We start from the raw sequence: 23860 nt of genomic DNA on the forward strand, positions 1-23860 counted from the left end.
CGGGCCTGATCCCCGGTCAGCGGGGTTTGTCTTTGCGGCTGTTGGGCCGTTCCGACGAGTGAGACTTTAGCGGATTCCCCGGCTCCCGAGCCAATCGGGGGCCGCGTCCTTTCGAACGGGGATTCCTCATTCCGTAAATACACATGCCAATGAAACGACGACAGACGTACTGCGCGTCGAATAGTGGTGAGTACCTGCGGAGTGGCTGCCCGGGGACCGACCGGAGTCGGCGCTCACGTCGGGCAACTCGGAGAACACTACGGATGGGGGTAGGGCGTGTCAAACCAGGGGGCGGGCGGCACTCCCGGGGCGTAGCGTGGGCTGCATGACGACGCGTACGTGCACCCAGCTGTGGTGGGCCGCCTGACGGCGGCCGTGCTCACGTATGCACTCAACGGCCGCCGCTTCGGCGGCCGTTTTCGTTTCTCCCTCCCGGAACCACGGAGGGGCGGCCGCCCGGAGCGGCGGTCCCGACCGGGAGGTGGAGAGATGACGCGGGTCTTCAGCGGGGTCAAGCCGACGGGGCATCTGACGCTGGGGAACTACCTGGGGGCCATGCGGCGGTGGGCTGCCGTGGACCAGCACGAGGCGGAGGCCTTGTTCTGTGTCGTGGATCTGCATGCGCTGACCGTGGACCACGATCCCGCGCGGGTGCGCAGGCTGAGCCGGCAGTGCGCGACCTTGCTGCTGGCGGCCGGGCTGGATCCGGAGCTCTGCACGGTGTTCGTGCAGAGCCATGTGGACGAGCACGCCCGGCTGTCCTATCTGCTGGAGTGTGTGGCCACCGACGGTGAGATGCGGCGGATGATCCAGTACAAGGAGAAGGCCGCGCGGGAGCAGCGGCGGGGCGGGAGCGTGCGGCTGTCGCTGCTGACGTATCCCGTGCTGATGGCGGCGGACATCCTGGCGTACGGGGCCGACGCGGTGCCGGTCGGGGACGATCAGCGGCAGCATGTGGAACTCGCGCGGGACATCGCCGTGCGGTTCAACCAGCGGTACGGGCATACGTTCGTGGTGCCGCGGGCCACGCGGCCGGAGGTGGCGGCGCGGGTGATGAATCTGCAGGACCCGGCGTCCAAGATGGGCAAGAGTGACGACGTCGGGCCGGGGATCGTCTATCTGCTGGACGAGCCCGATGTGGTGCGTAAGAAGGTGATGCGGGCCGTGACCGACAGCGGGCGAGAGGTCGTGTACGACCGGGAGGCCCGGCCGGGGCTCGCGAATCTGCTGGAGATCCTCGCCGCGTGCACAGGTGGGGAGCCGGAGCGGTTGAGTGACGCGTACGAGTCGTACGGGGCCTTGAAGAAGGACACCGCCGAGGCTGTGGTCGAGGTGCTGCGGCCGCTGCAGAAGCGGCACAAGGAGTTGTGTGCCGATCCCGCTTATGTGGAGGGCGTGCTGCGGGACGGGGCGGGACGGGCTCGGGGGATGGCCCGGCCGACGGTGGACGCCGCGTATCGGGCGATCGGGTTGCTGCCCGCTGTGGAGGAGGTGGCCGCGGCGGGTCCCGTGCCGGGGGTGTGAGGGGTGCGGGCAGCCGGGGGCGGGTCGGGCCCGCCCCCGGGTGTTCAGCTGTTGTTGCCGGAGGCCAGGGCGCGGCTGCGGTCGCGGGCGGCTTCGAGGGCGGCGATGAGGGCGGCCCGCACGCCGTGGTTCTCGAGTTCGCGGATGGCGTTGATCGTCGTGCCGGCGGGGGACGTGACGTTCTCGCGGAGCTTGACCGGGTGTTCGCCGCTGTCGCGGAGCATCGTCGCGGCGCCGATGGCGGACTGGACGATCAGGTCGTGGGCCTTGTCGCGGGGCAGGCCGAGCAGGATGCCGGCGTCGGTCATGGCTTCGACCAGGTAGAAGAAGTAGGCCGGGCCGGAGCCGGAGAGGGCGGTGCAGGCGTCCTGCTGGGACTCGGGCACGCGGAGCGTCTTGCCGACGGCGCCGAAGATCTCCTCGGTGTGGGCGAGGTGGTCGGCGGTGGCGTGGGTGCCGGCGGAGATGACGGACATGGCCTCGTCGACGAGGGCGGGGGTGTTCGTCATGACGCGGACGACCGGGGTGTCGGGAGCGAGACGCTCCTCGAAGTAGGCCGTGGGGATGCCGGCGGCGCCGCTGATGACCAGGCGGTCGGCGGGGACGTGCGGGGCGAGCTCGTCGAGGAGGGTGCCCATGTCCTGCGGCTTGACCGTGAGGATCAGGGTGTCGGCGGTCTTGGCGGCCTCCGGGTTGGTGACCGGGGTGACGCCGTAGCGGCTGCGGAGTTCTTCCGCTCGTTCCGGGCGGCGGGCGGTGACCAGGAGGTCGGACGGGGTCCAGCCGGCGCGGATCATTCCGCTGAGCAGGGCTTCGCCGATCTTGCCGGTGCCGAGGACTGCGACTTTCTGGGTCATGGCGCGGGGTGCCTCCGAAGGGTGCGTCGTCCGGGGTCCATCCTCGCACCGGGGAGTGGGCGACGGCTCGGGTGTCCGCTGGGCGGGACGTCGCGCCGGGCCGGCTTACGCAGTGCGGCGCCTGAGGGTCGCCGCGCCCAGGATCAGGACCAGGAGGGCGCAGCCCGCGACGATCAGGGTGTCCCGGACGAAGGTGGCGGTCATGTCGGTGTGGCGCAGGACCTCGTTCATGCCGTCGACGGCGTACGACATGGGGAGGACGTCGGAGAGGGCTTCCAGGGCCGGGTGCATGGTGTCGCGCGGGGTGAACAGGCCGCACAGGAGGAGCTGCGGGAAGATCACCGCCGGCATGAACTGGACCGCCTGGAACTCCGAGGCCGCGAAGGCCGACACGAACAGGCCGAGGGCCGTGCCGAGGAGGGCGTCGAGGAGGGCCACCAGGAGGAGGAGCCAGGGGCTGCCGGTGACGTCGAGGCCGAGGAACCAGACCGCGAGGCCCGTGGCCAGGGCGGACTGGATGATCGCCAGGGCGCCGAAGGCGAGGGCGTAGCCGGCGATGAGGTCGCCCTTGCCCAGGGGCATGGCGAGGAGGCGTTCGAGGGTGCCGGAGGTGCGTTCGCGCAGGGTGGCGATGGACGTCACCAGGAACATCGTGATGAGCGGGAAGATGCCGAGCAGGGACGCGCCGATGCTGTCGAAGGTGCGGGGGCTGCCGTCGAAGACGTAGCGCAGCAGGAACAGCATCACGCAGGGGATGAGGACCAGCAGCGCGATGGTGCGGGGGTCGTGGGTGAGCTGGCGGAAAACCCGGACGGCGGTGGCGGTGGTGCGGGAGGCGTTGAGGGCCCTGGGTGGGGCGGGCGAGCTGGTGGTCGGGGTCGCCGGTGTGGCCGGGGTTGTCGGGGTTGTCGGGGTTGTCGGGGTCGTCATCGGGTCGTCTCCTTCATGCGGGCTGCTGCCTTTGCCTCGTCCACCAGGTGCAGGAAGGCCTCCTCGACCGTGTCGGCGCCGGTGCGGGTGCGCAGGGCGTCGGGGCTGTCGTCGGCCAGGAGTTCGCCGTCGCGCATGAGGAGGAGGCGGTGGCAGCGTTCGGCCTCGTCCATGACGTGGGAGGAGACGAGGAGGGTGGCGCCGCGGCCGGTCGCGATGTCGTGGAAGAGGTGCCACAGGTCGCGGCGCAGGACCGGGTCGAGGCCGACGGTCGGTTCGTCGAGGACCAGGAGTTCGGGCGCGCCGAGGAGGGCGACGGCGAGGGAGACGCGGTTGCGCTGGCCGCCGGAGAGGTTGCCGGCGAGGGAGTCGGCGTGGGTGGTGAGGTCGACGTCGGCTATCGCGCGGGTGACGTCTTCGGCGCGGCGGTCGGCGGCTGCCCGGCCGGGGTTCAGGATCGCGGCGAAGTAGTCCAGGTTCTGCCGGACCGTCAGGTCGTCGTAGACGGACGGGGCCTGGGTGACGTAGCCGATGCGGGTGCGCAGGGCGGGGTGTCCGGCGGGGTGGCCGAGAACGTCGAGGGTGCCGGTGACCTTGGCCTGGGTGCCGACGAGGGCGCGCATGAGGGTCGACTTGCCGCAGCCGGAGGGGCCGAGGAGGCCGGTGATCTGGCCTCGGGGGACGGTGAAGCCGAGGTTGCGCAGGACCGTGCGGGGGCCGCGGACGACGGTGAGGTTCTCGGCGTGGACGGCTGGGGTGTGGACGGCTGGGGTGTCCGGTGTCGGGGGACGGTCGGCGGTGTGGGCGGGGCCCGGGCGTGGCGAGCCGGGAGCATTATTCATCATGCGATGAATAATGCTCCCGGGGATCGGGCGCGTCAAGCCGCCCGTGGTGCGGCCTTCGCGGGCCGGTGGGTGCGCGTCAGGCCGGGGTCTCGGCGAGGAGGAGGACCACCTCGTAGACCTCCTGCACGAAACCGTCCGGGAAGGTGCGGAGGAGGTGCTCGCGTTCCGCGGCCAGGAACGATGCGGTGTGTTCGGCGCCGTGGACGAGGAAGACCGAGTGACTGCCGATGTTGGCGAGGTGGGTGTCGACCGGGACGCGGCGGCTCCAGCGGACCGTTCGGCGGGTGAAGTCGAGGAGGCCGGTGGGGTCGGCGGCGCGAGCGTTGACGTTGCGCTTCTCGGCGGAGACGTCGATGCGGAAGTGGCGCTCGGTGCGGGCGGCGGCCTCGGCGATCCAGGGGACGTCGAGGGCGTCGGTGTTCCACCACAGGGCGAGGGCGCCGCCGGGGCGCAGTACGCGCAGGGCTTCCGGGACGGCGCGGGCGGGGTCGGTCCAGTGCCAGGCCTGGGCGTAGGTGACGAGGTCGACGCAGTCGTCGGCGAGGGGGAGGTCGTCGCCCGTACCGCGGATGACCGGGATGGCCGGGAGGGTGCGGCGGAACTGGGCCGCCATGCCCTCGCCGGGTTCCACGGCGATCACGTTCGCGCCCCTCGCGTGCAGGAGGGCGGTGGCGATGCCGGTGCCGGCGCCGATGTCCGCGACACGGGTGCCGGTGAGGGGGCGGCCGGTCAGGTCTTCTATCGCGTCGAAGAGGGCCGGGGGGTAGGACGGGCGGTTGGCGGCGTACTGGGCCGCAGCGGCGTTGAAGGAGTGGGCTCGGGCGCTGCGGGTGGGCTCGGGGGTGGGGTGGTGGGCGGAGGGCGGTGTGGTCATACGGCCATGGTGGCCGGGGGGTGGGGTGGTGAGTGGTGAGATCCCGGTGAGAGCGGCGGGAGTTGGGTGAGGTGGGGTGGGGTGGTGTGGGGTTCGAGAGTCGGGCCTGCCCGCGATCCGCTGGACGGCCACGCCCGGTCGTCGCACGGCGGGCGCTACGCCCGGCGGCGGTTCTTCGGGTTGCCCGAGCGGCGTGTGGCGCGCTTCTCGTACTGCTTGCGGGCCTCTTCGTACTCCTGGCGGTGGAGCTTCTCGCCGGGTGCCTCGGTGAGGGAGCGGAAGAAGTAGGCGAGCAGGGAGCCGACGAAGCCGACGGCCAGGAGGCCGCGCAGGGACGCCTGGCGCTCGGGGTCGGGGCGGCGGGTGAAGCCGTCCCAGGTGTGGCGGAAGGCCATCGCACTGCAGATCGCGAACATCGCGACCATGAGGACCGTGACGAAGCCGCCGATCGCGGCGATCTGGAGGCCCTGGTAGGCGAGGCGCAGGACGAGGCAGGAGACGGCGGCGGTGGCCAGGGAGCCGACGGTGACCGCGATACGACGGGGCGTGTAGCCGTTGTCGTGGTTCAGCCAGGTCGTGCCGAAGAAGCGCAGGGGCTCGGGGCGGGGTCCGGGGGTCCCGGCCCTGGAGCCCGCGGCGGCGGCGGGGGTGCTGTCTTCTGCACTCACGGGTCGATTATGACCGTTGCCGGGCCGCGGGCTCCGTGCGGGCTAGCTGCAGCGCGGGCGGACGTAGCCGTCGCTGCCGGTGTTCACGTAGGCGTCCGCGACGTACTCGCCGTCGTCGATGTTGTCCCAGATGTTCGAGGTGCCGTACGGGCCCGCCACCGTGGTGCCGGGACGCTGGCAGAAGATGGTGACCCTGGCTCCTTCGGGCAGGACGCGGACGATGCCGTAGCCGGTGCCGGGTCCGCTGCGGACGTTCAGACGGACGCCCGGGGCGACGGCGTACGAGCGCAAATCCGACGCCGCCATGGTGACCGTCTCGCCCTCGCCTGCGCCCTCGAGTTCCTGGACATGGTCGACAGACATGTGTTTCTCCCCCGTTGATCCCCAGGCCGACGCCGTGGGGTGCCGTTGATTCCCCCGAGTCGCACGATGAAACACACGTGCGCAACTCGTGCGTGGAGGCTAGCAAGCCGCCTCTGTCCCGTACGAGTCTTCGACTAGGCTCCGTGCGTCGCGCGCGCGGACGAACAGCACGGGGGTGGTTCCATGGCGCCACAGCGAAATGCCGGAGCGGGCGCGGAAGCGGAACTTCCCGAACACGCCGGTCACTACCGTCTGGAGTCCCGTCTGGGCGCGGGTGGGATGGGCGTCGTGCATTTGGCCCGGAGCACCTCCGGGATGAAGCTCGCGGTGAAGGTCGTACACGCCCAGTTCGCCAAGGACCCTGACTTCCGGGGGCGCTTCCGGCAGGAGGTGGCGGCGGCGCGCAGGGTGAGCGGTGCCTTCACGGCACCCGTCGTCGACGCCGACCCGGACGGTGAACGGCCTTGGATGGCCACGTTGTTCATCCCGGGCCCGACCCTGTCCGACCACGTCAAGCGGAACGGCCCCATGGACCCGGCCCAGTTGCGGCGCCTGATGGCGGGGCTGGCCGAGGCGCTGCGGGACATCCATCGCGCCGGGGTCGTCCACCGGGATCTGAAACCGAGCAACGTCCTGCTCGCCGACGACGGACCGAAGGTCATCGACTTCGGCATCTCCCGGCCGGTCGACAGCGAACTGCGCACCGAGACCGGCAGGTTGATCGGCACGCCGCCCTTCATGGCGCCCGAGCAGTTCCGGCGCCCGCGCGAGGTGGGTCCGGCCGCCGACATCTTCGCGCTCGGGTCGGTGATGGTGCACGCGGCCACGGGGCAGGGGCCGTTCGACTCCGACAGCCCGTACATCGTCGCGTACCAGGTGGTGCACGACGAGCCCGACCTGACCGGTGTGCCGGACGAGGTGGCGCCGCTGGTGCTGCGGTGTCTGGCGAAGGAGCCCGAGGAGCGGCCGACGCCGGACGAGTTGATGCGGGAGCTGCGGTCGGTGGCGGCCTCGTACGACACGCAGACGTTCATACCTGCTCAGCGGACCTGGGACACCGGAGGTCCGAGGCCGCCCGCCGGGAGACCCGTCCGTGAGGTGGAAGCCGATCGTGCGGGGGAAGCCGATCGTGCCGTGCCGGCAGGTCGCGCGGTGCGAGCCGGTCGTGGCAGGGGGTTGCGGCTCGGCAGGCGGGCGGCCCTCGGAGCCGGGGCGTTCGGCCTGGCCGTCGTCGGTGCCCTGGCCTCGCTCCCGTTGCTCGACGATGACGGCGGCTCACCACAACCCGCCTCCCCGCGGACCACGTCGGCCGCGTTCAGCGGGTGGCAGAGCACACCGGCGGCCGGGGGCAGCGCGCCCCTGTGCTCCCACGGGGCGGGACGGCTGCTCTGCGCCACGTCCGGACTGGTCTTCGCCCTGGATCCGTCCGACGGGCACCTGCTGTGGCGGCACGCTGTGGGCAAGGGGCCCCGGAAGGAGCCGCCGGTGCTGGCCGGTGGACTCGTACAGCCCTCGCCGAACCAGGGGCGTCGCCTGGAGGCCCTTGATCCGGCCTCGGGCGAGGTGCGCTGGCAGCGGGACACACCCGAGGCCGGCAGTGCGGTGTACGCCGGCGGCATGCTCCTGGTCACGGGCACCGACGGGAAGGTCACCGGTGTGGACGGCGCCTCCGGTGAGGTGCGCTGGAGCCACCGGATCCCCGGCCATGAGGCGCCGTACTTCGCCACGTTCGGCGGTGACCCGTTGGCATACCTCGCCGGCGCGTCGCAGGACGGGCGGAGCACCCGGCTCACCGTGGTGGACCCGCAGACGGGCGACGTGCGGTCGGACGCCCGGCTCGACGGGACGCTGAAGCCCTTCGGCGCGAGCGACGGCTCGCTGTTCCTCCTGTCCCTCGACGCGGTGCACGGTGATGCGCGGGCCGTGGTCCGCTACACCCCGAAGACGGGTGAGACCCGACGGGTGCCCCTCGCCGTCCCCCTCCAGCAGGCCCATGGCGCCGTGCGCGGGAACCTGGCCTGTCTCATGGGGACCGGGGGTTCGCTGGTGGCCGTCGATCTCGAGGCGCGTGAGCAGGTGTGGGATCTGGAGACGGGAACGATGCGAGGGTCCACGCCGGTCGCCGGTGACCGGTACGTGTACGTGACGACGTCGGACGGGCGGCTGCTCGCCGTCGACGCGCGGCGCGGGAAGGTCGCCGGGCAGACGTCCCCCCGGCTGGGCGACCGGTCGGACCGGATCCCGGCCGAGCTGCCCGAGCCGGTGGTCGTGGGCGACCGGGTCTACGGCAGCGCGCCGGACGGCACCGTCTTCGCCGTGAACGGGCGCGATCCGGCGGCCTGGTAGCCGGCGGGTACGCGGCACGAGACATGCGCGAGGGCCGCCCCCGGCAAGCGGGAGACGGCCCTCGGAGCCGGTGGGGGTCAGCCCAGTTTCGACACGTCCCGCACCGCGCCCTTGTCCGCGCTGGTCGCCATCGCCGCGTAGGCGCGCAGCGCCGCCGAGACCTTGCGGTCGCGGTTCTTCGGGGCGTACACGCCGTTCAGGGCCTGCTCGCGGCGGGTCAGTTCGGCGTCGTCCACCAGGAGTTCGATGGAGCGGTTCGGGATGTCGATGCGGATCCGGTCGCCGTCCTCGACCAGGGCGATGGTGCCGCCCGCGGCCGCCTCGGGCGAGGCGTGGCCGATGGAGAGGCCGGAGGTGCCGCCGGAGAAGCGTCCGTCCGTGACGAGCGCGCAGGTCTTGCCGAGGCCGCGGCCCTTCAGGTACGAGGTCGGGTAGAGCATCTCCTGCATGCCGGGGCCGCCCTTGGGGCCCTCGTAGCGGATGACGACGACGTCGCCGTCCTTGACCTGCTGGGTGAGGATCTTCTGGACGGCCTCCTCCTGCGACTCGCAGACGACCGCCGGGCCCTCGAAGGTCCAGATGGACTCGTCGACGCCGGCCGTCTTCACGACGCAGCCGTCGACCGCCAGGTTGCCCTTGAGGACCGCGAGGCCGCCGTCCTTGGAGTAGGCGTGCTCGGCGGAGCGGATGCAGCCGCCCTCGGCGTCCTCGTCCAGCGCCTCCCAGCGCTCGGACTGGGAGAAGGCCTCGGCGGAGCGGACGCACCCGGGGGCCGCGTGCCACAGTTCCACGGCCTTCGGGGACGGGGAGCCGCCGCGGACGTCCCAGGTCTTGAGCCAGTCTCCGAGCGAGGGGCTGTGGACCGAGTGCACGTCCTCGTTGAGCAGGCCCGCGCGGTGCAGCTCGCCGAGCAGGGCGGGGATGCCGCCCGCGCGGTGCACGTCCTCCATGTAGTACGTGCGGTTCTTCGCCACGTTCGGGGCGACCTTGGCGAGGCACGGCACGCGGCGCGAGACCGCGTTGATCTCGTCCAGGCCGAAGGGGACGCCCGCCTCCTGGGCGGCGGCCAGCAGATGCAGGATCGTGTTGGTGGAGCCGCCCATGGCGATGTCGAGGGCCATGGCGTTCTCGAAGGCCGCGAAGGACGCCACGCTGCGGGGCAGGACCGTCTCGTCGTCCTGCTCGTAGTAGCGGCGGGTGATGTCCATGACCGTGTTCGCCGCGTCGACGTACAGCTGCTTGCGGGCCGTGTGGGTGGCGAGGACCGAGCCGTTGCCCGGGAGGGACAGGCCGATGGCCTCGGTCAGGCAGTTCATCGAGTTGGCGGTGAACATGCCGGAACAGGAGCCGCAGGTCGGACAGGCGTTCTCCTCGATGCGGAGGATGTCCTCGTCCGAGATCTTGTCGTTCACGGCGTCGGAGATCGCGTCGACCAGGTCGAGGGTGCGGACCGTGCCGTCGACGAGCGTGGCGCGACCGGACTCCATGGGGCCGCCGGAGACGAAGACCGTCGGGATGTTCAGCCGCAGGGCGGCGTTCAGCATGCCCGGGGTGATCTTGTCGCAGTTGGAGATGCAGATCAGGGCGTCGGCGCAGTGCGCCTCGACCATGTACTCCACGCTGTCCGCGATCAGGTCGCGGGAGGGCAGGGAGTAGAGCATGCCGCCGTGGCCCATGGCGATGCCGTCGTCGACGGCGATGGTGTTGAACTCGCGCGGGATGCCGCCGGCGGCGACGACCGCCTCGCTGACGATCCGGCCGACCGGTGCCAGGTGCGTGTGCCCGGGCACGAACTCGGTGAAGCTGTTGGCGACCGCGATGATCGGCTTGCGGCCGATGTCCCCGCCCGGTACACCGGAGGCGCGCATAAGGGCGCGGGCGCCCGCCATGTTGCGGCCGTGGGTGACTGTGCGGGACCTCAGCTCGGGCATCGTCGCTCGCTCCTTCAAAGACGGCGTCAGAGAGTTCGGAGATTTCTGACTGCTACCGAGCGTACGCCGGTCATCCAGTGGGCGGGACGGAGTGTCCGGAATGCGGGATGCCCGTCTCGGACGACGGCGCCCTCGGGCCTTACGGATCGGTCAGGTGTCCCTGTACGACCGGGGCCAGCCGCGCGATGACCTGCTCCGGATCCGCCGAGGCCAGCGGCTCGATCTTGAGGACGTACCGCATGATCGCGGTGCCCACGAGCTGGGCGGCGGCGAGCTCGGCGCGCAGCTCGGCATCCGGCAGGTCCAGCCGTACGGCGATGCGGCGCAGCACCTGGGTGGCGACGATCCGCCGGAAGACGGCGGCCGCGGTGTCGTTGGTGAGGGCGGAGCGGACGATGGCGAGCAGCGGCGCGCGGGTCGCCGGGTTCTCCCAGACGCCGAAGAAGAAGCGGGCCAGCCGCTCCCCCACCCCGTCGAGCGGGCCTTCCTCGATGGCCTTCGGGGCCTGCAGGGCGGGTCCGAAGGACTGGGTGATCGCCGCCTCGAAGACCTGCTCCTTCGTGCCGAAGTAGTGGTGCACGAGGGCGGAGTCGACCCCGGCGGACTTGGCGATGCCGCGCACGGACGTCTTCTCGTAGCCGCGCTCGGAGAACTCGTCGCGGGCGGCGGTCAGGATGCGGTCGCGGGTGTCCGCCGACTCCGTGCGCGGGGGGCGGCCGCGGCGGCGCGCGGTGGTGCCGGACGCGCTGCCTGCCGGGGGCCGGCCGGTCATCGCCGCGGCACCTTCACCGCCGAGGCCAGGTGCAGGCGGGTGAAGGCCAGGGCCTCCGCCAGGTCGGCCTCGCGCTCCGCGCTCGACATCGCGCGGCGGGTGTTGACCTCGATGACGACGTGCCCGTCGAAGCCGGTCAGGGCGAGCCGCTCCAGCACCTCGGCGCACGGCTGGGTGCCGCGTCCGGGCACCAGGTGCTCGTCCTTGGCCGAGCCCCGCCCGTCGGCGAGGTGGACGTGGCCGAGCCGGTCCCCCATGCGGTCGACCATGTCGAGGGCGTCGGAGCGGGCCGTCGCGGTGTGGCTGAGGTCGATCGTGAAGTGCCGGTAGTCGTCCTTCGTGACGTCCCAGTCGGGGGCGTACGCGAGCATCTCGCGGTCGCGGTAGCGCCAGGGGTACATGTTCTCGACGGCGAACCGTACGTCCGTCTCGTTCGCCATGCGCCAGATGCCGGTGACGAAGTCCCGGGCGTACTGGCGCTGCCAGCGGAACGGGGGGTGGACGACGACCGTGCTCGCGTCGAGCTTCTCGGCCGCCGCACGGGCCCGCTGGAGCTTGGTCCACGGGTCGGTGGACCAGACGCGCTGCGTGATGAGCAGGCAGGGGGCGTGCACGGCCAGGACCGGGATCTGGTGGTAGTCGCTGAGTCTGCGCAGGGCCTCGATGTCCTGGCTGACCGGGTCGGTCCAGACCATGACCTCGACTCCGTCGTAGCCGAGGCGCGCGGCGATCTCGAAGGCCGTGGCCGTCGACTCCGGGTAGACCGAGGCCGTCGACAGGGCGACCTTCGCGTCCGGGATCTTCACGGCTGGCTCTGCCATGCAGGACAGATTACGGGGTGTGGTCGGGGTGAGGTGGGGGGCCTCTTGGCCGTTGTGGTGTTTGCCATAGCGTTCGGCCCCCCGTTACCTGCCCTGTTCGGACTCCATGTGATCCAGGCGACGCAGGATCACGCCCTCCCGCAGCGCCCAGGGGCATATGTCCACGCGCTCCACGCCGAAGAGGTCCAGCGCGGCCTCGGCCACCAGGGCGCCCGCCAGGAGCTGCCCGGCCCTGCCCTCCGAGACGCCCGGCAGCTCCGCGCGCTCCCGCTCCGTCATGGCGGCCAGCCGCGGGACCCAGCCCTCCAGGGACTCCCGCTTGAGCTCGCGCTGGACGTAGAGGCCCTCGGCGGAGCGGGCCGCGCCGGCGATGCGGGCCAGCTGCTTGAAGGTCTTGGAGGTGGCGACGACGTGGTCGGGCGTGCCGAAGCGGCTGAACTCGCCGACGGTGCGGGCGATCTCGGTGCGGACATGGCGGCGCAGGGAGCGGACGTCCTCCGGGTCGGGCGGATCACCGGGCAGCCAGCCGGCGGTGAGGCGGCCGGCGCCCAGCGGCAGTGAGGCGGCCGCGTCGGGCTCCTCGTCGATGCCGTAGGCGACCTCCAGGGAGCCGCCGCCGATGTCGAGGACCAGCAGTTTCCCGGCCGACCAGCCGAACCAGCGGCGGGCGGCGAGGAAGGTCAGCCGGGCCTCCTCGGAGCCGGTGAGGACCTGCAGCTCGACGCCGGTCTCGGTGCGCACGCGTGCGAGGACGTCGTCGGCGTTGCGGGCCTCCCGTACGGCGGAGGTCGCGAACGGCAGGACCTCTTCGACGCCCTTGTCCTCGGCGGCCTGGAGCGCCTCCTTGATCACCGAGATCAGCCGGTCGACGCCTTGGGGGCCGATCGCGCCGTCGTCGTCGAGGAGCTGGGCGAGGCGCAGTTCCGCCTTGTGCGAGTGCGCGGGGAGCGGGCACGCGCCGGGGTGCGCGTCCACCACGAGCAGATGCACCGTGTTCGATCCCACGTCGAGGACACCGAGTCTCATGTACGGCACGCTACTGCCCGCGAGGCCGTCCGCCGTCCTCGGCGGGGGTACAAGGCCCGTGGCGGGGCCCGTACCCTGGACACGTGCCAAAGACGAAAAAGGCGAAGCGCGACAAATCACCTGCTGTCGTGGACTCCGACGAGAAGGGCCTCGACTTCGCTCGCGCGTGGGTGGAGTTTCCTGATCCGGCGGACGACGAGCAGGTCTTCCGCTGCGATCTGACATGGCTGACCTCTCGCTGGAACTGCATCTTCGGCAGCGGCTGCCAGGGCATCCAGGCGGGCCGCGCGGACGACGGGTGCTGCACGTTGGGTGCCCACTTCTCCGACGAGGACGACGAGAAGCGCGTCGCCGAGCATGTGGCCAGGCTCACGCCGGACATCTGGCAGCACCACGCCGAGGGCACGCGGGGCGGCTGGGTCTCCGAGGACGAGGACGGCGAGCGCCAGACGCGGCCCTTCCAGGGCTCGTGCATCTTCCAGAACCGGCCCGGCTTCGAGGGCGGCATGGGCTGCTCGCTGCACATCCTCGCCCTGAAGGAGGGCCGCGAGCCGCTGGAGACCAAGCCGGACGTGTGCTGGCAGCTGCCGGTGCGGCGGACGTACGAGTGGATCGACCGGCCCGACGACACGCGTGTGCTGCAGGTGTCGATCGGTGAGTACGACCGGCGCGGCTGGGGTCCGGGCGGCCACGACCTGCACTGGTGGTGCACGTCGGCGACCTCGGCGCACGGCGCGGGCGATCCCGTCTACGTCTCCTACCGGCCCGAGCTGATCGAGCTGATGGGCAAGGCCGGATACGACCGGCTGGTCGAGCTGTGCGAGGAGCGGCTGGCCTCGCAGCTGCCGCTGCTGGCACCGCATCCCGCGGATCCCGCGCATCCGGCCGGCCCAGGGGCCTGAGGGGCCGGCTATGACGTGACCGGGCTCGGGTCGCCGCTGTCCGAGGGCGGTGGCGTGGAGCCCTCCGGGTCGGTGGGGTCCGGGTCCGTCGGCGTGGGTGTGGGGTCCGGGTCGGCCGACGGGGGCGGGGTGGTCGGCGTCGGGTCGGGGTCCGGGGCGGAGGTCGTGGGCGTCGGGTCGGGGTGGGTCGGCACCGGGTCGCCCGGGTCGCTGGGGCGGGGGTCCGGGCCGGAGGGGGTGGGCGCGGTGCCGTAGCCCTCGATGTGGACGACGGCGCCCCCCGGTGCCACCGCCACCTGCGCGTGCCAGGGGCCGGCGGGCTCCCGCAGATGGTCGACGTACACCTTGATCGTCACCGATTCGCCGGGCTGGAGCGTTCCCGAGGACTGGCTGAGGTAGAGCCAGGGGGCGCCGGTGGACGCCGACCAGCGGACGGGGGCCGGACCGGCGGCGGTCAGGGTGACGAGGGTGGTGTCGCCGCTGTTGTCGGCGGTGACCTCCAGCGCGCTCGTGCGGCCCGCGCCGGCGACGCCGATGACCTCCACGGAGACGTCGGCCTTGCCGTCCTTGCCGAAGCGGGGGCCGGGGCGGGTGCTCGCGTTGCCCGTGTTCTCGTAGCCGCCGCCCGCCATCTCGCCGTCCAGGCCGAACGAGTCGTCCACCTCGAGCGCGGAGGCCGAGCGGCCGTCCTGGCCCTCAGCGATCGGGGTGCCCCGATAGGCGGCCCACAGGGCCAGCACGGGGGCGGCCACGACGGTGGCGACGACGGTCGTGGTGACGGCACGCGCGCGGAGGCGGTCGCGCCGGGCGGCGTGGTCCTTGGGATCCATCGGGAAGCCCCGCCGGTCGAAGCGGGGAGCCGCGTGCCGCGTGCGCGGCTGGTGCGCCATGGCGATGTGCACGGCCGCGCGGGGCGCCGGCAGGACGGGCAGTTCGGCGGGCGTGACGCTGGTGCCGGGCCAGCGGCCGGGGATGGCGCGCTCGGCGGTGCGGCGGCAGCGCGGGCAGTCGTCGACGTGCCGTACGAGTTCGCGGCGCAGGGCCGTGCCGAGCACGAGCCGGTCGTCGCCGACCAGGTGCGCGACGCTCGGGCACGCCCCGGTCTCGACCACGGCGAGGGCCGCACGCGTGCGTTCCACCTCGCACGCGGCGGAGGCGAGCAGATCGCGGGCGGCGGCCAGGTCCATGCCGAGGACGGCGGCGACCTCGTGGGCGGCGAGGTGGTGGCGCACGGCCAGTTCGAGCGCCTCGCGCTGCTCCGGGGTGGTGCCCGCGGCCTCCGGCCAGGCCAGCAGGCCCAGTTCGCGACGGCGCCGCTCCTGGACCTCCTCGGAGGCGGCCGGGGCGGCCGGACGGTCGGCGCGCTGCCGGTCGGCGCGGCCCGCCGCGTGGCTGCTCAGACGTTTCTGCTTGGCCTCGGCCAGCTTGCGCAGGCACGCCCAGCGGGCCAGCGCGTACAGCCAGGCCCTGCGGTCCGCGGGTGCCTCGGGGGCCTGCCGGCCGCGGCGTTCGGCGAGTGCGAGGACGTCGCCCAGGGCGGTGGTCGCGGCCTCATGGTCGCACAGCACCGACAGGCAGTAGGTGAACAGACCGTCCAGGTACGGCTCGTAGCGCGCGGGCGGCCGCTGCGCCAGCGTGCGCGCCGCTCCGCGGTCGCGCGCTTCCCGGTGCGCCCGATGTGCGCCGGCCGTGCGGGTCGAGCGGGTCGAGATCTCCGGAGTACTGCTCATCATTCGGCGACCGTAGGGGGCCGGGAGTGGCACCTTCCGGCGGCTTGAGCACTTTTAATCCGTACGGGTGAAACGATCCCTCAATCGGGGACATGAACCGGTTGTTCCGCCGCTGGCGCGGGGTGGCGAACCCCTGGCGCGCAGCCGGCCGCCGTCGGCCGGTCCCCGCGCTGTCAGTGCCTGCGACTACGGTTCCGTGCATGGCTGCCCGTACGAAGACCACCAAGGACCGCCCGTCCTACCGCTGCACGGAGTGCGGCTGGCAGACGGCGAAGTGGCTCGGCCGCTGCCCCGAGTGCCAGGCCTGGGGGACGGTCGAGGAGTACGGCGCGCCCGCGGTGCGTACGACGGCACCCGGCCGGGTCACCACCTCCGCCCTGCCCATCGGCCAGGTGGACGGACGGCAGGCCACCGCCCGCCCCACGGGTGTGCCCGAGCTGGACCGCGTGCTCGGCGGCGGGCTGGTGCCCGGCGCGGTGGTGCTGGTCGCGGGCGAGCCGGGGGTCGGCAAGTCCACGCTGCTGCTCGACGTCGCGGCCAAGTCCGCGAGCGACGAGCACCGCACGCTCTACGTCACGGGCGAGGAGTCGGCGAGCCAGGTCCGGTTGCGGGCCGACCGCATCGGCGCCATCGACGACCACCTGTACTTGGCGGCAGAGACGGACCTGGCGGCGGTGCTGGGCCACTTGGACGCGGTGAAACCGTCGCTGCTGATCATGGACTCGGTGCAGACGGTGGCCTCGCCCGAGATCGACGGCGCGCCCGGTGGCATGGCCCAGGTGCGGGAGGTCGCGGGCGCCCTCATCCGGGCCTCGAAGGAACGCGGCATGTCCACGCTGCTGGTGGGCCACGTCACCAAGGACGGCGCGATCGCGGGCCCACGCCTGCTGGAGCACCTCGTGGACGTCGTCCTGTCCTTCGAGGGTGACCGGCACGCCCGCCTGCGTCTGGTGCGCGGCGTCAAGAACCGCTACGGCACCACCGACGAGGTCGGCTGCTTCGAGCTGCACGACGAGGGCATCACGGGCCTCGCCGACCCGAGCGGGCTCTTCCTGACCCGCCGGGCCGAACCCGTCCCGGGCACCTGCCTGACCGTCACCCTGGAGGGCCGCCGCCCGCTGGTCGCCGAGGTCCAGGCGCTCACGGTCGACTCGCAGATCCCCTCCCCGCGCCGCACCACCTCGGGCCTGGAGACCTCCCGCGTCTCGATGATGCTCGCGGTGCTGGAACAGCGCGGGCGGATCAGCGCCTTGGGCAAAAGGGACATCTACTCCGCGACGGTCGGCGGGGTGAAGCTCTCCGAGCCGGCCGCGGACCTGGCCGTCGCCCTCGCCCTGGCGAGCGCCGCGAGTGACACACCTCTCCCCAAGAACCTCGTCGCGATCGGGGAAGTGGGCCTCGCGGGCGAGGTGAGGCGCGTCACTGGCGTGCAGCGCAGACTGGCGGAAGCCCACCGTCTGGGCTTCACACATGCCCTGGTACCAGCCGATCCGGGCAAGGTCCCGCCAGGCATGAAGGTCCTGGAAGTCGCGGACATAGGGGACGCCCTGCGGGTCCTTCCGCGCTCCCGTCGCCGAGAGGCCCCACAGGACGAGGAGGGTCGCCGGTAGACTTTGCCCTGGTCTCGCCCGTCCGTGCGAACCGAGCGCGCGACACGGGGGCGCCCAGAACCTGCGACCGGAGGAGTGCAGTGGCAGCCAACGACCGGGCATCGGCTCCCGGAAAGTCCGGCGGGAGTGCCGGTACCGATGGCCTGATGCGTGCCTCTCTGAGCGCCGTGGCGCCCGGCACCGCCCTGCGTGACGGCCTGGAGCGGGTACTCCGCGGCAACACCGGCGGGCTCATCGTGCTCGGCTCCGACAAGACGGTCGAGGCGCTGTGCAGCGGCGGTTTCGTCCTGGACGTGGAGTTCACCGCGACCCGTCTGCGCGAGCTGTGCAAGCTGGACGGCGGCATCGTGCTGTCCTCGGATCTGTCGAAGATCCTGCGCGCCGGCGTGCAGCTGGTCCCGGACCCGACGATCCCCACGGAGGAGACGGGCACCCGGCACCGCACCGCGGACCGCGTCAGCAAGCAGGTCGGCTTCCCGGTGGTCTCCGTCTCCCAGTCGATGCGGCTGATCGCCCTGTACGTCGACGGCCAGCGCCGCGTGCTGGAGGACTCGGCGGCGATCCTGTCCCGCGCCAACCAGGCCCTCGCCACCCTGGAGCGCTACAAGCTCCGCCTCGACGAGGTCGCGGGCACACTGTCGGCGCTGGAGATCGAGGACCTGGTGACCGTCCGGGACGTCTCGGCGGTCGCCCAGCGCCTGGAGATGGTCCGCCGCATCGCCACGGAGATCGCCGAGTACGTGGTGGAGCTGGGCACGGACGGCCGGCTGCTGGCCCTCCAGCTCGACGAGTTGATCGCGGGCGTGGAGCCCGAGCGCGAGCTGGTCGTGCGGGACTACGTCCCCGAGCCCACGGCCAAGCGCTCCCGCACGGTCGACGAGGCCCTAGCCGAACTCGACGCCCTGAGCCACGCCGAGCTTCTCGAACTGTCCACGGTGGCCCGGGCGTTGGGCTACACCGGCGCGCCCGAGACGCTGGACTCGGCGGTCTCCCCGCGCGGGTTCCGCCTGCTGGCCAAGGTGCCCCGGCTCCCCGGCGCGATCATCGACCGCCTGGTCGAGCACTTCGGCGGGCTGCAGAAGCTGCTCGCCGCGAGCGTCGACGACCTGCAGACGGTGGACGGCGTGGGCGAGGCCCGGGCCCGCAGTGTCCGCGAGGGCCTGTCGCGCCTGGCGGAGTCGTCGATCCTGGAGCGGTACGTGTAGCGACGCGCGCGGGACACTGCGGCGAGACGGTCGAGGGCGGTACCCGGGAAGGGGTACCGCCCTCGTGCGTTCTCGACGATCGGCCGGACAGGGACCGCCGCTCGGGCCCTAGTCGGCCGAGAGCACGAACGACGTCTGCACCTTCGCGAAGCCCGGAGCCTTGGCTTCCACCAGGTACGTGCCCGCCCCGGCCGAGCCCGCGGGAGGCGTGGCGCACTGGGGAGCGCTCGGCTTGCGGTCCCACTTCACGGTGTAGGTGATACCGCTGCCGGCGGCGACCCGGTACAGCTGGTGCGCGGCGGCCTTGGGGCAGTCCTCGGAGGACCAGTAGTCGTCGTCGCTGCTCGCCGGGGCGATGGTGAACACCGCGTTCTTCGGCCCGAGATCGATCTTGCAGTCGCTGCCGGAGACGTTCCGTGCCGTCAGCAGGAACGTGGGCGTCTGCTCGGGGCCGTAGGTGTTGTCCCGGCTGCGCAGGCTGAACTTGACCGCGCTCGCGGTGCAGTCGGGGAGGGTGGAGCCGGACGGCAGAGTGTCGCCCGCGCCGACGCCGCCCGCGGTGACGCCGCTCCCTCCCGAGCCGCCGTCGCCGCCCGCCCCCTCGGAGCCGCCGGAGCCGGAACCGTCACCGGAGCCGGAGCCGTCTCCCGACCCGCTCCCCGAGCCGTCACCGGAGCCGTCGCCGGAGCCGGACGACGAGCCGCCGGAGCCGCCACCGCCCGACTCGTCGCGTCCGCCGGGGGCTTGGCTGATGGCCGGACCCGAACTCGACGGCCCGGGCGTGATGGAAGGCGCGGGATTCTTGCCGTCGGCGCCGTTGTCACCGTCCTTGCCGCCCCCGCCGCCCATCATCACGATCCAGATGGTCAGCAGCGCCAACACGGCGACCACAGACACCAGTACGACCCTCCGACGCCAGTAGATGGAGGAGGGAAGCGGCCCGACCGGATTGCGCAGAGATCCCACGGCCCAAACCTTACGAGAGATCGGCTCGTCAACCCGTCCCACCCGCCGCTCGGAGCGACAACTTTTCCGGATCATCATCCCGGAAGTCACGTTCCCACCCCCGTCTTTCGTCAGGTGTGCAGCATGACGATCGCCGGGTGTGACGGAACAGGCCTTCCGATTACGGTCGGTGACCATGACCTTCGAGGACACGACGCTCTACCGCGACATCACCGACTTCGCCCACACCACCCCGTCGTGGGTACAACACGGAGCCAGGACATGGACGGAGGCCGGACTGCTCGTGTTCGTCGCGCTGTTCGCCGCCGGCTGGTGGCGCGCTCGCCGCGACAGTCCCCTCGCCTTCGCGAATGCGGTCCTGGCACCACTGGCCACTGCGGTGGGGTATGTGTGCAGTGAGGTCCTCAAGTCCGTTGTCACGGAGGAACGTCCGTGCCGGGCGGTGGCCGACGCGGCCGTGTCGCTGGCCGAATGCCCGCCGCACGGCGACTGGTCCTTCCCGTCCAACCACGCCACGATCGCGGGCGCTTCGGCGGTCGCCCTGGCCCTGGTCCGGCGCGCGCTGCTGTGGCTGACCGCCCCGCTCGCCCTTCTCATGGCCCTCTCCAGGGTCTTCGTCGGTGTGCACTACCCGCACGACGTCATGGCGGGCCTCGGACTCGGCGCACTCGTCGCCCTCGCCGCCGTACGGCTGGGAGCCGAGCCGATGACGCGGCTGACCGGGGCACTGCGCACCTCGTCGGCACCGGCGGTGCGGTGGGTGCTGGGGCCGGGCCCGGCGCTCGTCCCGCCGTACGAGACGGCCGCGCGCCGGTGAGCCGGGACGCGCGCGGCGCACAGCCGGACGTGGACGCACACGCACCACTCAACCGCTCCGCACACGCGCCACTCAACCGCTCCGCACGCACGCCACTCAACCGCTCGGCACGCACGCCGCTGAGCCGCTCCGCACGCACGCCGCTGAGCCGTTCCGCACGCACGCCGTTGAGCCGCGGCGGCCGTGTGCGCGTCGCCGAGCGGTGCGCGCTCGCACCGCCGCCCGGTCGTTCGTCCGCCGACGATGGGCAGCGCGAGCCCCGGTCGCTTACGACTCCACCAGCCCCGCCTCGTACGCCACGATCGCCGCCTGCACCCGGTTGCGTACCTCCAGCCGGTCCAGAACCGCGCTGACGTAGGCCTTCACCGTGCCCTCGACCAGGTGCAGCCGGGCGGCGATCTCCGGGTTGGACAGGCCCGCGCCGACCAGGCCGAGCACCTCGCGCTCGCGGGGGCTCAGGACCGTCACCCGCGCGCGTGCCCGGGCCTCGCGGGTGAGGCGCCCGCCGCCGAGACCCTCGTCGATGACGTACCGGGCCACCTTGGGTGAGAGGAACGCGGCACCTGCGGCCACCGCCCGCACGCCCGCCACGAGTTCGTACGGATCCCCGGACTTCAGCAGGAAGCCGGTGGCGCCACCACCGAGGGCGCGGGTCACATAGGCACCCTCGGAGAAGGTGGTGAGCATCGCGACGGCCGTGCCGGGCACGGACCGCACGATCTCCTCCGCCGCCCCGAGGCCGTCCAGGCGGGGCATGCGGATGTCCAGCAGGGCAACGTCCGGGCGGTGCGCGCGGGCCAGCTCGACCGCCTCGCGCCCGTCGCCCGCCTCGGCGACGACCTCCGCCCCTCCGTCACTGCCCAGGATGGCGCGCACCCCGGCCCGGACCATCGCCTCGTCGTCGGCCAGCAGCACCCGGATCGGTGCCCAGCCCGCCTTCCCTGTGCTCACCGTGCGAACTCCTCGTACTCTTCCCGGCCTTCGCCGGACATCCCGACCCCGGGGACCAGGTCCTTGGCGACCAGCCGCCCGGCCTCGAAGCACAGTCTGAAGTGGTCGACGGATACGAAGAGTTCGCCGCTCGCGCGGTAGTAGCGGCACTCGGCTCCCGCGGGCGGAACGGGAGCCCGGTCGTCGGGTGGGTCGTTCACATCACGGTCGGGCAGCACGCGCTCGACCTCGGCGGTGGGGGCACCCAGGCGCAGTTCCGCGTACGCGGCCGGTTGGAGCACCGAGTGCGTCTCGGCGTACGCGTACCAGCCGAAGGCGGCGCCGACGAGCACGACGCCCACACCGGCCGCGGTGCCGAGGCCGACGGCGACCCGGCGGCGGACCTGGGTGAACGGTGCCGGGGCGGGGCGCGGAGGCGTGACGGCGGTCCGCTGCCCAGGGACGTACGCCCGGACCCGGAAGCCCTCTTCGTGACGGCCCGCCTCGAACTCCCCGCCGACCGAGGTCACCGCGGCCCGCAGCCCGAGCAGGCCCGTGCCGCCTCCGGACGGCGGGGGACCGTCCTGTGTCGCCCGGCCACTGGTGATCGTGACGGACGTGCCCGCGGCGCGTCCGGTGACCGCCACGACCACGGGGGCGCCCGGCGCGTGCCGTGCCGCGTTGGTCAATGCCTCCCGGGTCACCCGGTGCAACAGCCGCTCGGCGATGCCGCCGGGGTCCGCGGGCGGGTCGTGTCCGGCGGGGTCCCAGCGCACGGGGAGGCCCGACTCGGCCGCGCGGGCGACGAGTTGTTCCAGGGTCTCGCCCGCCGGCGTCAGCGGTACCGGCTCGTCGTCCTCGCGCAGCACGCCGATGATGCGGTGCAGCCGGTCCGTGGCGTCGGCGGCGGCCGCGCGCAGGTCGGCCGCCGCGGCCCGGTGTTCCTCGCCGAGGCCGTGGGCGACCTGGAGGGCACCCGCGCGCAGGGCGATGAGGCTCAGCTCGTGGCCGAGGGAATCGTGCATGTCCTGGGCGATCCGGGCCCGTTCGCGCAGCCGGGCGCGCTCCTCGGCGAAGCCGGCCTCGTCCTCCAGCCGGGCGACGCGCAGCCACCCCGCCTCGGCCAGCTCACGGCTCTGCCGCCAGTAGCGCCCGCCGAGCCAGGGAAAGACACAGCCGAAGAGCAGCGTGCCCGCCATGACGAGGCACTCGGGGGCCGGGTCGACCCCGGCGAGCGCGCTGCGCGCGGCGCCCGCGCAGCCGACGGCCGCGAAGCACACCAGGGCCGGGCGCGCCCGGCCCGCCCGCAGCCCGAGCAACAGCGCGCACACGCCGAGGGCGGGGCCGTAGGAGACGGTGAACAGGGCGGGGGCGGCGGCGAGACTCAAAGCCGCCACCAGCCCGAAGGCGACCAGAGGCAACCGCCGGGACAAGGCGGCGGCCCCGCCCAGCACGACCACACCGGCCGCCTGCTGCCAGCCGGCCCGCGGCTCGTTCAGCCCGACCCGGTCCGCCGTGAGCGCCGGGACGGCGAAGGCGGCCCAGAGGAGGGCGCCGCGGGCGAGAGAGGCCGGGCCGGGACGCTGCATGCGCCTGACGCTACAAGCGCCCGGCCCGGCCGCACTGCTGTCGATCGTCAGGTAGCTGGGTGCTTCAGGGGTGGCGGTTCAACCGAACAGGGGCCTCTGCGTGGCACCATCGAAGGGCCATGACTGCTCCCACGAAACCCCCGCATCCCACCGCCGCCTCCCCCTCCACCCCCTCCGGTGAGACCCCTTCGGGCCCGGCCCTCGGAGAGAACCTGCACTCCCCCGTCATCGACTGGTTCGGCGAACACGCCCGTGACCTGCCGTGGCGGCGTCCCGAGGCCGGGGCGTGGGGGGTGATGGTCAGCGAGTTCATGCTGCAGCAGACCCCGGTGAGCCGTGTTCTGCCCGTCTACGAGCAGTGGCTGGAGCGCTGGCCGCGCCCGGCCGACCTGGCCAAGGATGCGCCCGGCGAGGCCGTTCGCGCCTGGGGGCGGCTCGGTTACCCCCGCCGCGCGCTGCGGCTGCACGGCGCCGCCGTCGCCATAACGGAACGGCACGGCGGTGACGTACCGGCCGACCACGCGCACCTGCTGGCGCTGCCCGGCATCGGCGAGTACACGGCCGCCGCCGTCGCCTCCTTCGCCTACGGGCAGCGGCACCCGGTGCTGGACACCAACGTGCGCCGGGTCTTCGCCCGCGCGGTCACCGGCGTGCAGTACCCGCCGAACGCCACCACCGCCGCCGAGCGCAAGCTGGCCCGCGCGCTGCTGCCCGACGACGAGCCGACCGCCGCCCGCTGGGCCGCCGCCTCCATGGAGCTGGGCGCGCTGGTGTGCACGGCGAAGAGCGAGTCGTGTCACCGCTGCCCGATCGCCGCGCAGTGCGCGTGGCGGCTGGCGGGCAAGCCGGAGCACGACGGGCCGCCGCGCCGGGGCCAGACCTACGCGGGCACCGACCGGCAGGTGCGCGGGCGGCTGCTCGCCGTGCTGCGGGAGGCCCACGGGCCCGTACCGCAGGCGGCCCTGGACCGGGTGTGGCATGAGCCGGTGCAGCGGGCCCGCGCCCTCGACGGTCTGGTCGCCGACGGTCTGGTGGAGCCGCTGGCGGGCGGTTCGTACCGGCTGCCGCTGACCTGACATACAGACAGGTCACAGCCGTGGACCGCCGCCCGTAACAGAGATCGGGGTGGACAAATCACCCCGAACCATCCCCAA

21 protein-coding genes are annotated in these 23860 nt (G+C 72.8%); 7 read left to right on the plus strand and 14 right to left on the minus strand.

The genetic code is table 11. The annotated features are described in order from the left end of the window. Positions 1–489: 489 nt before the first annotated feature. Positions 490–1524, plus strand: coding sequence for a tryptophan--tRNA ligase (gene trpS, locus FDO69_RS28525; RefSeq protein ID WP_104783330.1), 1035 nt, complete (start codon positions 490–492; stop codon positions 1522–1524). A gap of 44 nt (positions 1525–1568) precedes the next feature. Here the strand turns inward: trpS and proC are convergent, their stop codons facing one another. The 6 genes from proC to FDO69_RS28555 all read right to left on the minus strand — a co-directional run bounded on the left by proC (position 1569) and on the right by FDO69_RS28555 (position 6061). Further along, positions 1569–2381: a pyrroline-5-carboxylate reductase gene (gene proC, locus FDO69_RS28530; RefSeq protein ID WP_104783333.1), complete on the minus strand. Its 813-nt coding sequence runs from the start codon at positions 2379–2381 to the stop codon at positions 1569–1571. A 105-nt stretch (positions 2382–2486) separates the two neighbouring features. After that, positions 2487–3311, minus strand: a complete 825-nt coding sequence (locus FDO69_RS28535; RefSeq protein WP_104783336.1) for an ABC transporter permease — start codon at positions 3309–3311, stop codon at positions 2487–2489. Continuing rightward, complete coding sequence (locus FDO69_RS28540; protein ID WP_104783339.1) at positions 3308–4156, minus strand: ABC transporter ATP-binding protein; 849 nt, start codon at positions 4154–4156, stop codon at positions 3308–3310. Before FDO69_RS28540 ends, FDO69_RS28535 begins: the two co-directional genes overlap by 4 nt. Positions 4157–4232: 76 nt before the next feature. Beyond that, complete coding sequence (locus FDO69_RS28545) at positions 4233–5030, minus strand: class I SAM-dependent methyltransferase (RefSeq protein ID WP_104783342.1); 798 nt, start codon at positions 5028–5030, stop codon at positions 4233–4235. Between the two features lie 155 nt (positions 5031–5185). Beyond that, entirely contained in the window at positions 5186–5698 is a 513-nt protein-coding gene (locus FDO69_RS28550) for a hypothetical protein (protein ID WP_104783345.1), read from the minus strand. A 42-nt stretch (positions 5699–5740) separates the two neighbouring features. Further along, positions 5741–6061 (minus strand): SH3 domain-containing protein, encoded by a 321-nt coding sequence (locus tag FDO69_RS28555; RefSeq protein WP_104783348.1) that lies wholly within the window; start codon positions 6059–6061, stop codon positions 5741–5743. 183 nt (positions 6062–6244) lie between these two features. On the opposite strand from FDO69_RS28555, the gene FDO69_RS28560 reads away from it, so the two are divergent. Beyond that, positions 6245–8407, plus strand: a complete 2163-nt coding sequence (locus FDO69_RS28560) for a serine/threonine-protein kinase (protein WP_104783350.1) — start codon at positions 6245–6247, stop codon at positions 8405–8407. Between the two features lie 77 nt (positions 8408–8484). On the opposite strand, the gene ilvD is transcribed toward FDO69_RS28560, so the two are convergent. From ilvD to FDO69_RS28580, 4 genes are all read right to left on the minus strand, one after another. Continuing rightward, positions 8485–10338, minus strand: coding sequence for a dihydroxy-acid dehydratase (gene ilvD / locus FDO69_RS28565; RefSeq protein ID WP_104783353.1), 1854 nt, complete (start codon positions 10336–10338; stop codon positions 8485–8487). 139 nt (positions 10339–10477) lie between these two features. Beyond that, positions 10478–11110, minus strand: coding sequence for a TetR/AcrR family transcriptional regulator (locus tag FDO69_RS28570; protein ID WP_104783356.1), 633 nt, complete (start codon positions 11108–11110; stop codon positions 10478–10480). Beyond that, entirely contained in the window at positions 11107–11931 is an 825-nt protein-coding gene (locus tag FDO69_RS28575; RefSeq protein WP_104783359.1) for a sugar phosphate isomerase/epimerase family protein, read from the minus strand. Before FDO69_RS28575 ends, FDO69_RS28570 begins: the two co-directional genes overlap by 4 nt. Positions 11932–12015: 84 nt before the next feature. After that, entirely contained in the window at positions 12016–12957 is a 942-nt protein-coding gene (locus tag FDO69_RS28580) for a Ppx/GppA family phosphatase (protein WP_104783362.1), read from the minus strand. An 83-nt stretch (positions 12958–13040) separates the two neighbouring features. On the opposite strand from FDO69_RS28580, the gene FDO69_RS28585 reads away from it, so the two are divergent. After that, entirely contained in the window at positions 13041–13859 is an 819-nt protein-coding gene (locus FDO69_RS28585; protein WP_104783365.1) for a DUF3109 family protein, read from the plus strand. Positions 13860–13867: 8 nt separating this feature from the next. Here FDO69_RS28585 and FDO69_RS28590 read toward each other — a convergent pair whose 3' ends face one another. Next, positions 13868–15592 (minus strand): BACON domain-containing protein, encoded by a 1725-nt coding sequence (locus FDO69_RS28590; RefSeq protein ID WP_104783368.1) that lies wholly within the window; start codon positions 15590–15592, stop codon positions 13868–13870. Between the two features lie 197 nt (positions 15593–15789). Between FDO69_RS28590 and radA the strand changes: the two genes are divergently transcribed. Further along, the gene (gene radA / locus FDO69_RS28595) at positions 15790–17199 is read left to right on the plus strand and encodes a DNA repair protein RadA (RefSeq protein ID WP_104783371.1); all 1410 of its coding nucleotides are present in this window, start codon (positions 15790–15792) and stop codon (positions 17197–17199) included. 80 nt (positions 17200–17279) lie between these two features. Next, positions 17280–18404, plus strand: a complete 1125-nt coding sequence (disA, locus tag FDO69_RS28600) for a DNA integrity scanning diadenylate cyclase DisA (RefSeq protein ID WP_104783374.1) — start codon at positions 17280–17282, stop codon at positions 18402–18404. Between the two features lie 108 nt (positions 18405–18512). On the opposite strand, the gene FDO69_RS28605 is transcribed toward disA, so the two are convergent. Beyond that, the gene (locus FDO69_RS28605) at positions 18513–19370 is read right to left on the minus strand and encodes a hypothetical protein (protein ID WP_104783377.1); all 858 of its coding nucleotides are present in this window, start codon (positions 19368–19370) and stop codon (positions 18513–18515) included. 175 nt (positions 19371–19545) lie between these two features. On the opposite strand from FDO69_RS28605, the gene FDO69_RS28610 reads away from it, so the two are divergent. After that, a complete protein-coding gene (locus FDO69_RS28610) occupies positions 19546–20187 on the plus strand; it encodes a phosphatase PAP2 family protein (protein ID WP_170320961.1) in 642 nt (213 codons plus the stop codon). Between the two features lie 267 nt (positions 20188–20454). On the opposite strand, the gene FDO69_RS28615 is transcribed toward FDO69_RS28610, so the two are convergent. After that, the gene (locus FDO69_RS28615; protein ID WP_234388162.1) at positions 20455–21078 is read right to left on the minus strand and encodes a response regulator; all 624 of its coding nucleotides are present in this window, start codon (positions 21076–21078) and stop codon (positions 20455–20457) included. 56 nt (positions 21079–21134) lie between these two features. Beyond that, entirely contained in the window at positions 21135–22706 is a 1572-nt protein-coding gene (locus tag FDO69_RS28620) for a sensor histidine kinase (protein WP_104783383.1), read from the minus strand. Between the two features lie 119 nt (positions 22707–22825). On the opposite strand from FDO69_RS28620, the gene FDO69_RS28625 reads away from it, so the two are divergent. Then, positions 22826–23782 (plus strand): HhH-GPD family protein, encoded by a 957-nt coding sequence (locus FDO69_RS28625; protein WP_104783386.1) that lies wholly within the window; start codon positions 22826–22828, stop codon positions 23780–23782. Positions 23783–23860 lie beyond the last annotated feature (78 nt).

Source organism: Streptomyces tibetensis, assembly GCF_007655005.1.
Lineage (GTDB): Bacteria > Actinomycetota > Actinomycetes > Streptomycetales > Streptomycetaceae > Streptomyces > Streptomyces tibetensis.

Excerpts from the sequence above, each read along its gene's own strand:
- trpS (WP_104783330.1), top strand. The coding sequence starts at position 490 with ATGACGCGGGTCTTCAGCGGGGTCAAGCCGACGGGGCATCTGACGCTG.
- proC (WP_104783333.1), bottom strand. The coding sequence starts at position 2,381 with ATGACCCAGAAAGTCGCAGTCCTCGGCACCGGCAAGATCGGCGAAGCC.
- FDO69_RS28535 (WP_104783336.1), bottom strand. The coding sequence starts at position 3,311 with ATGACGACCCCGACAACCCCGACAACCCCGACAACCCCGGCCACACCG.
- FDO69_RS28540 (WP_104783339.1), bottom strand. The coding sequence starts at position 4,156 with ATGATGAATAATGCTCCCGGCTCGCCACGCCCGGGCCCCGCCCACACC.
- FDO69_RS28545 (WP_104783342.1), bottom strand. The coding sequence starts at position 5,030 with ATGACCACACCGCCCTCCGCCCACCACCCCACCCCCGAGCCCACCCGC.
- FDO69_RS28555 (WP_104783348.1), bottom strand. The coding sequence starts at position 6,061 with ATGTCTGTCGACCATGTCCAGGAACTCGAGGGCGCAGGCGAGGGCGAG.
- FDO69_RS28560 (WP_104783350.1), top strand. The coding sequence starts at position 6,245 with ATGGCGCCACAGCGAAATGCCGGAGCGGGCGCGGAAGCGGAACTTCCC.
- ilvD (WP_104783353.1), bottom strand. The coding sequence starts at position 10,338 with ATGCCCGAGCTGAGGTCCCGCACAGTCACCCACGGCCGCAACATGGCG.
- FDO69_RS28570 (WP_104783356.1), bottom strand. The coding sequence starts at position 11,110 with ATGACCGGCCGGCCCCCGGCAGGCAGCGCGTCCGGCACCACCGCGCGC.
- FDO69_RS28575 (WP_104783359.1), bottom strand. The coding sequence starts at position 11,931 with ATGGCAGAGCCAGCCGTGAAGATCCCGGACGCGAAGGTCGCCCTGTCG.
- FDO69_RS28580 (WP_104783362.1), bottom strand. The coding sequence starts at position 12,957 with ATGAGACTCGGTGTCCTCGACGTGGGATCGAACACGGTGCATCTGCTC.
- FDO69_RS28590 (WP_104783368.1), bottom strand. The coding sequence starts at position 15,592 with ATGATGAGCAGTACTCCGGAGATCTCGACCCGCTCGACCCGCACGGCC.
- radA (WP_104783371.1), top strand. The coding sequence starts at position 15,790 with ATGGCTGCCCGTACGAAGACCACCAAGGACCGCCCGTCCTACCGCTGC.
- FDO69_RS28610 (WP_170320961.1), top strand. The coding sequence starts at position 19,546 with ATGACCTTCGAGGACACGACGCTCTACCGCGACATCACCGACTTCGCC.
- FDO69_RS28615 (WP_234388162.1), bottom strand. The coding sequence starts at position 21,078 with ATGGTCCGGGCCGGGGTGCGCGCCATCCTGGGCAGTGACGGAGGGGCG.
- FDO69_RS28620 (WP_104783383.1), bottom strand. The coding sequence starts at position 22,706 with ATGCAGCGTCCCGGCCCGGCCTCTCTCGCCCGCGGCGCCCTCCTCTGG.
- FDO69_RS28625 (WP_104783386.1), top strand. The coding sequence starts at position 22,826 with ATGACTGCTCCCACGAAACCCCCGCATCCCACCGCCGCCTCCCCCTCC.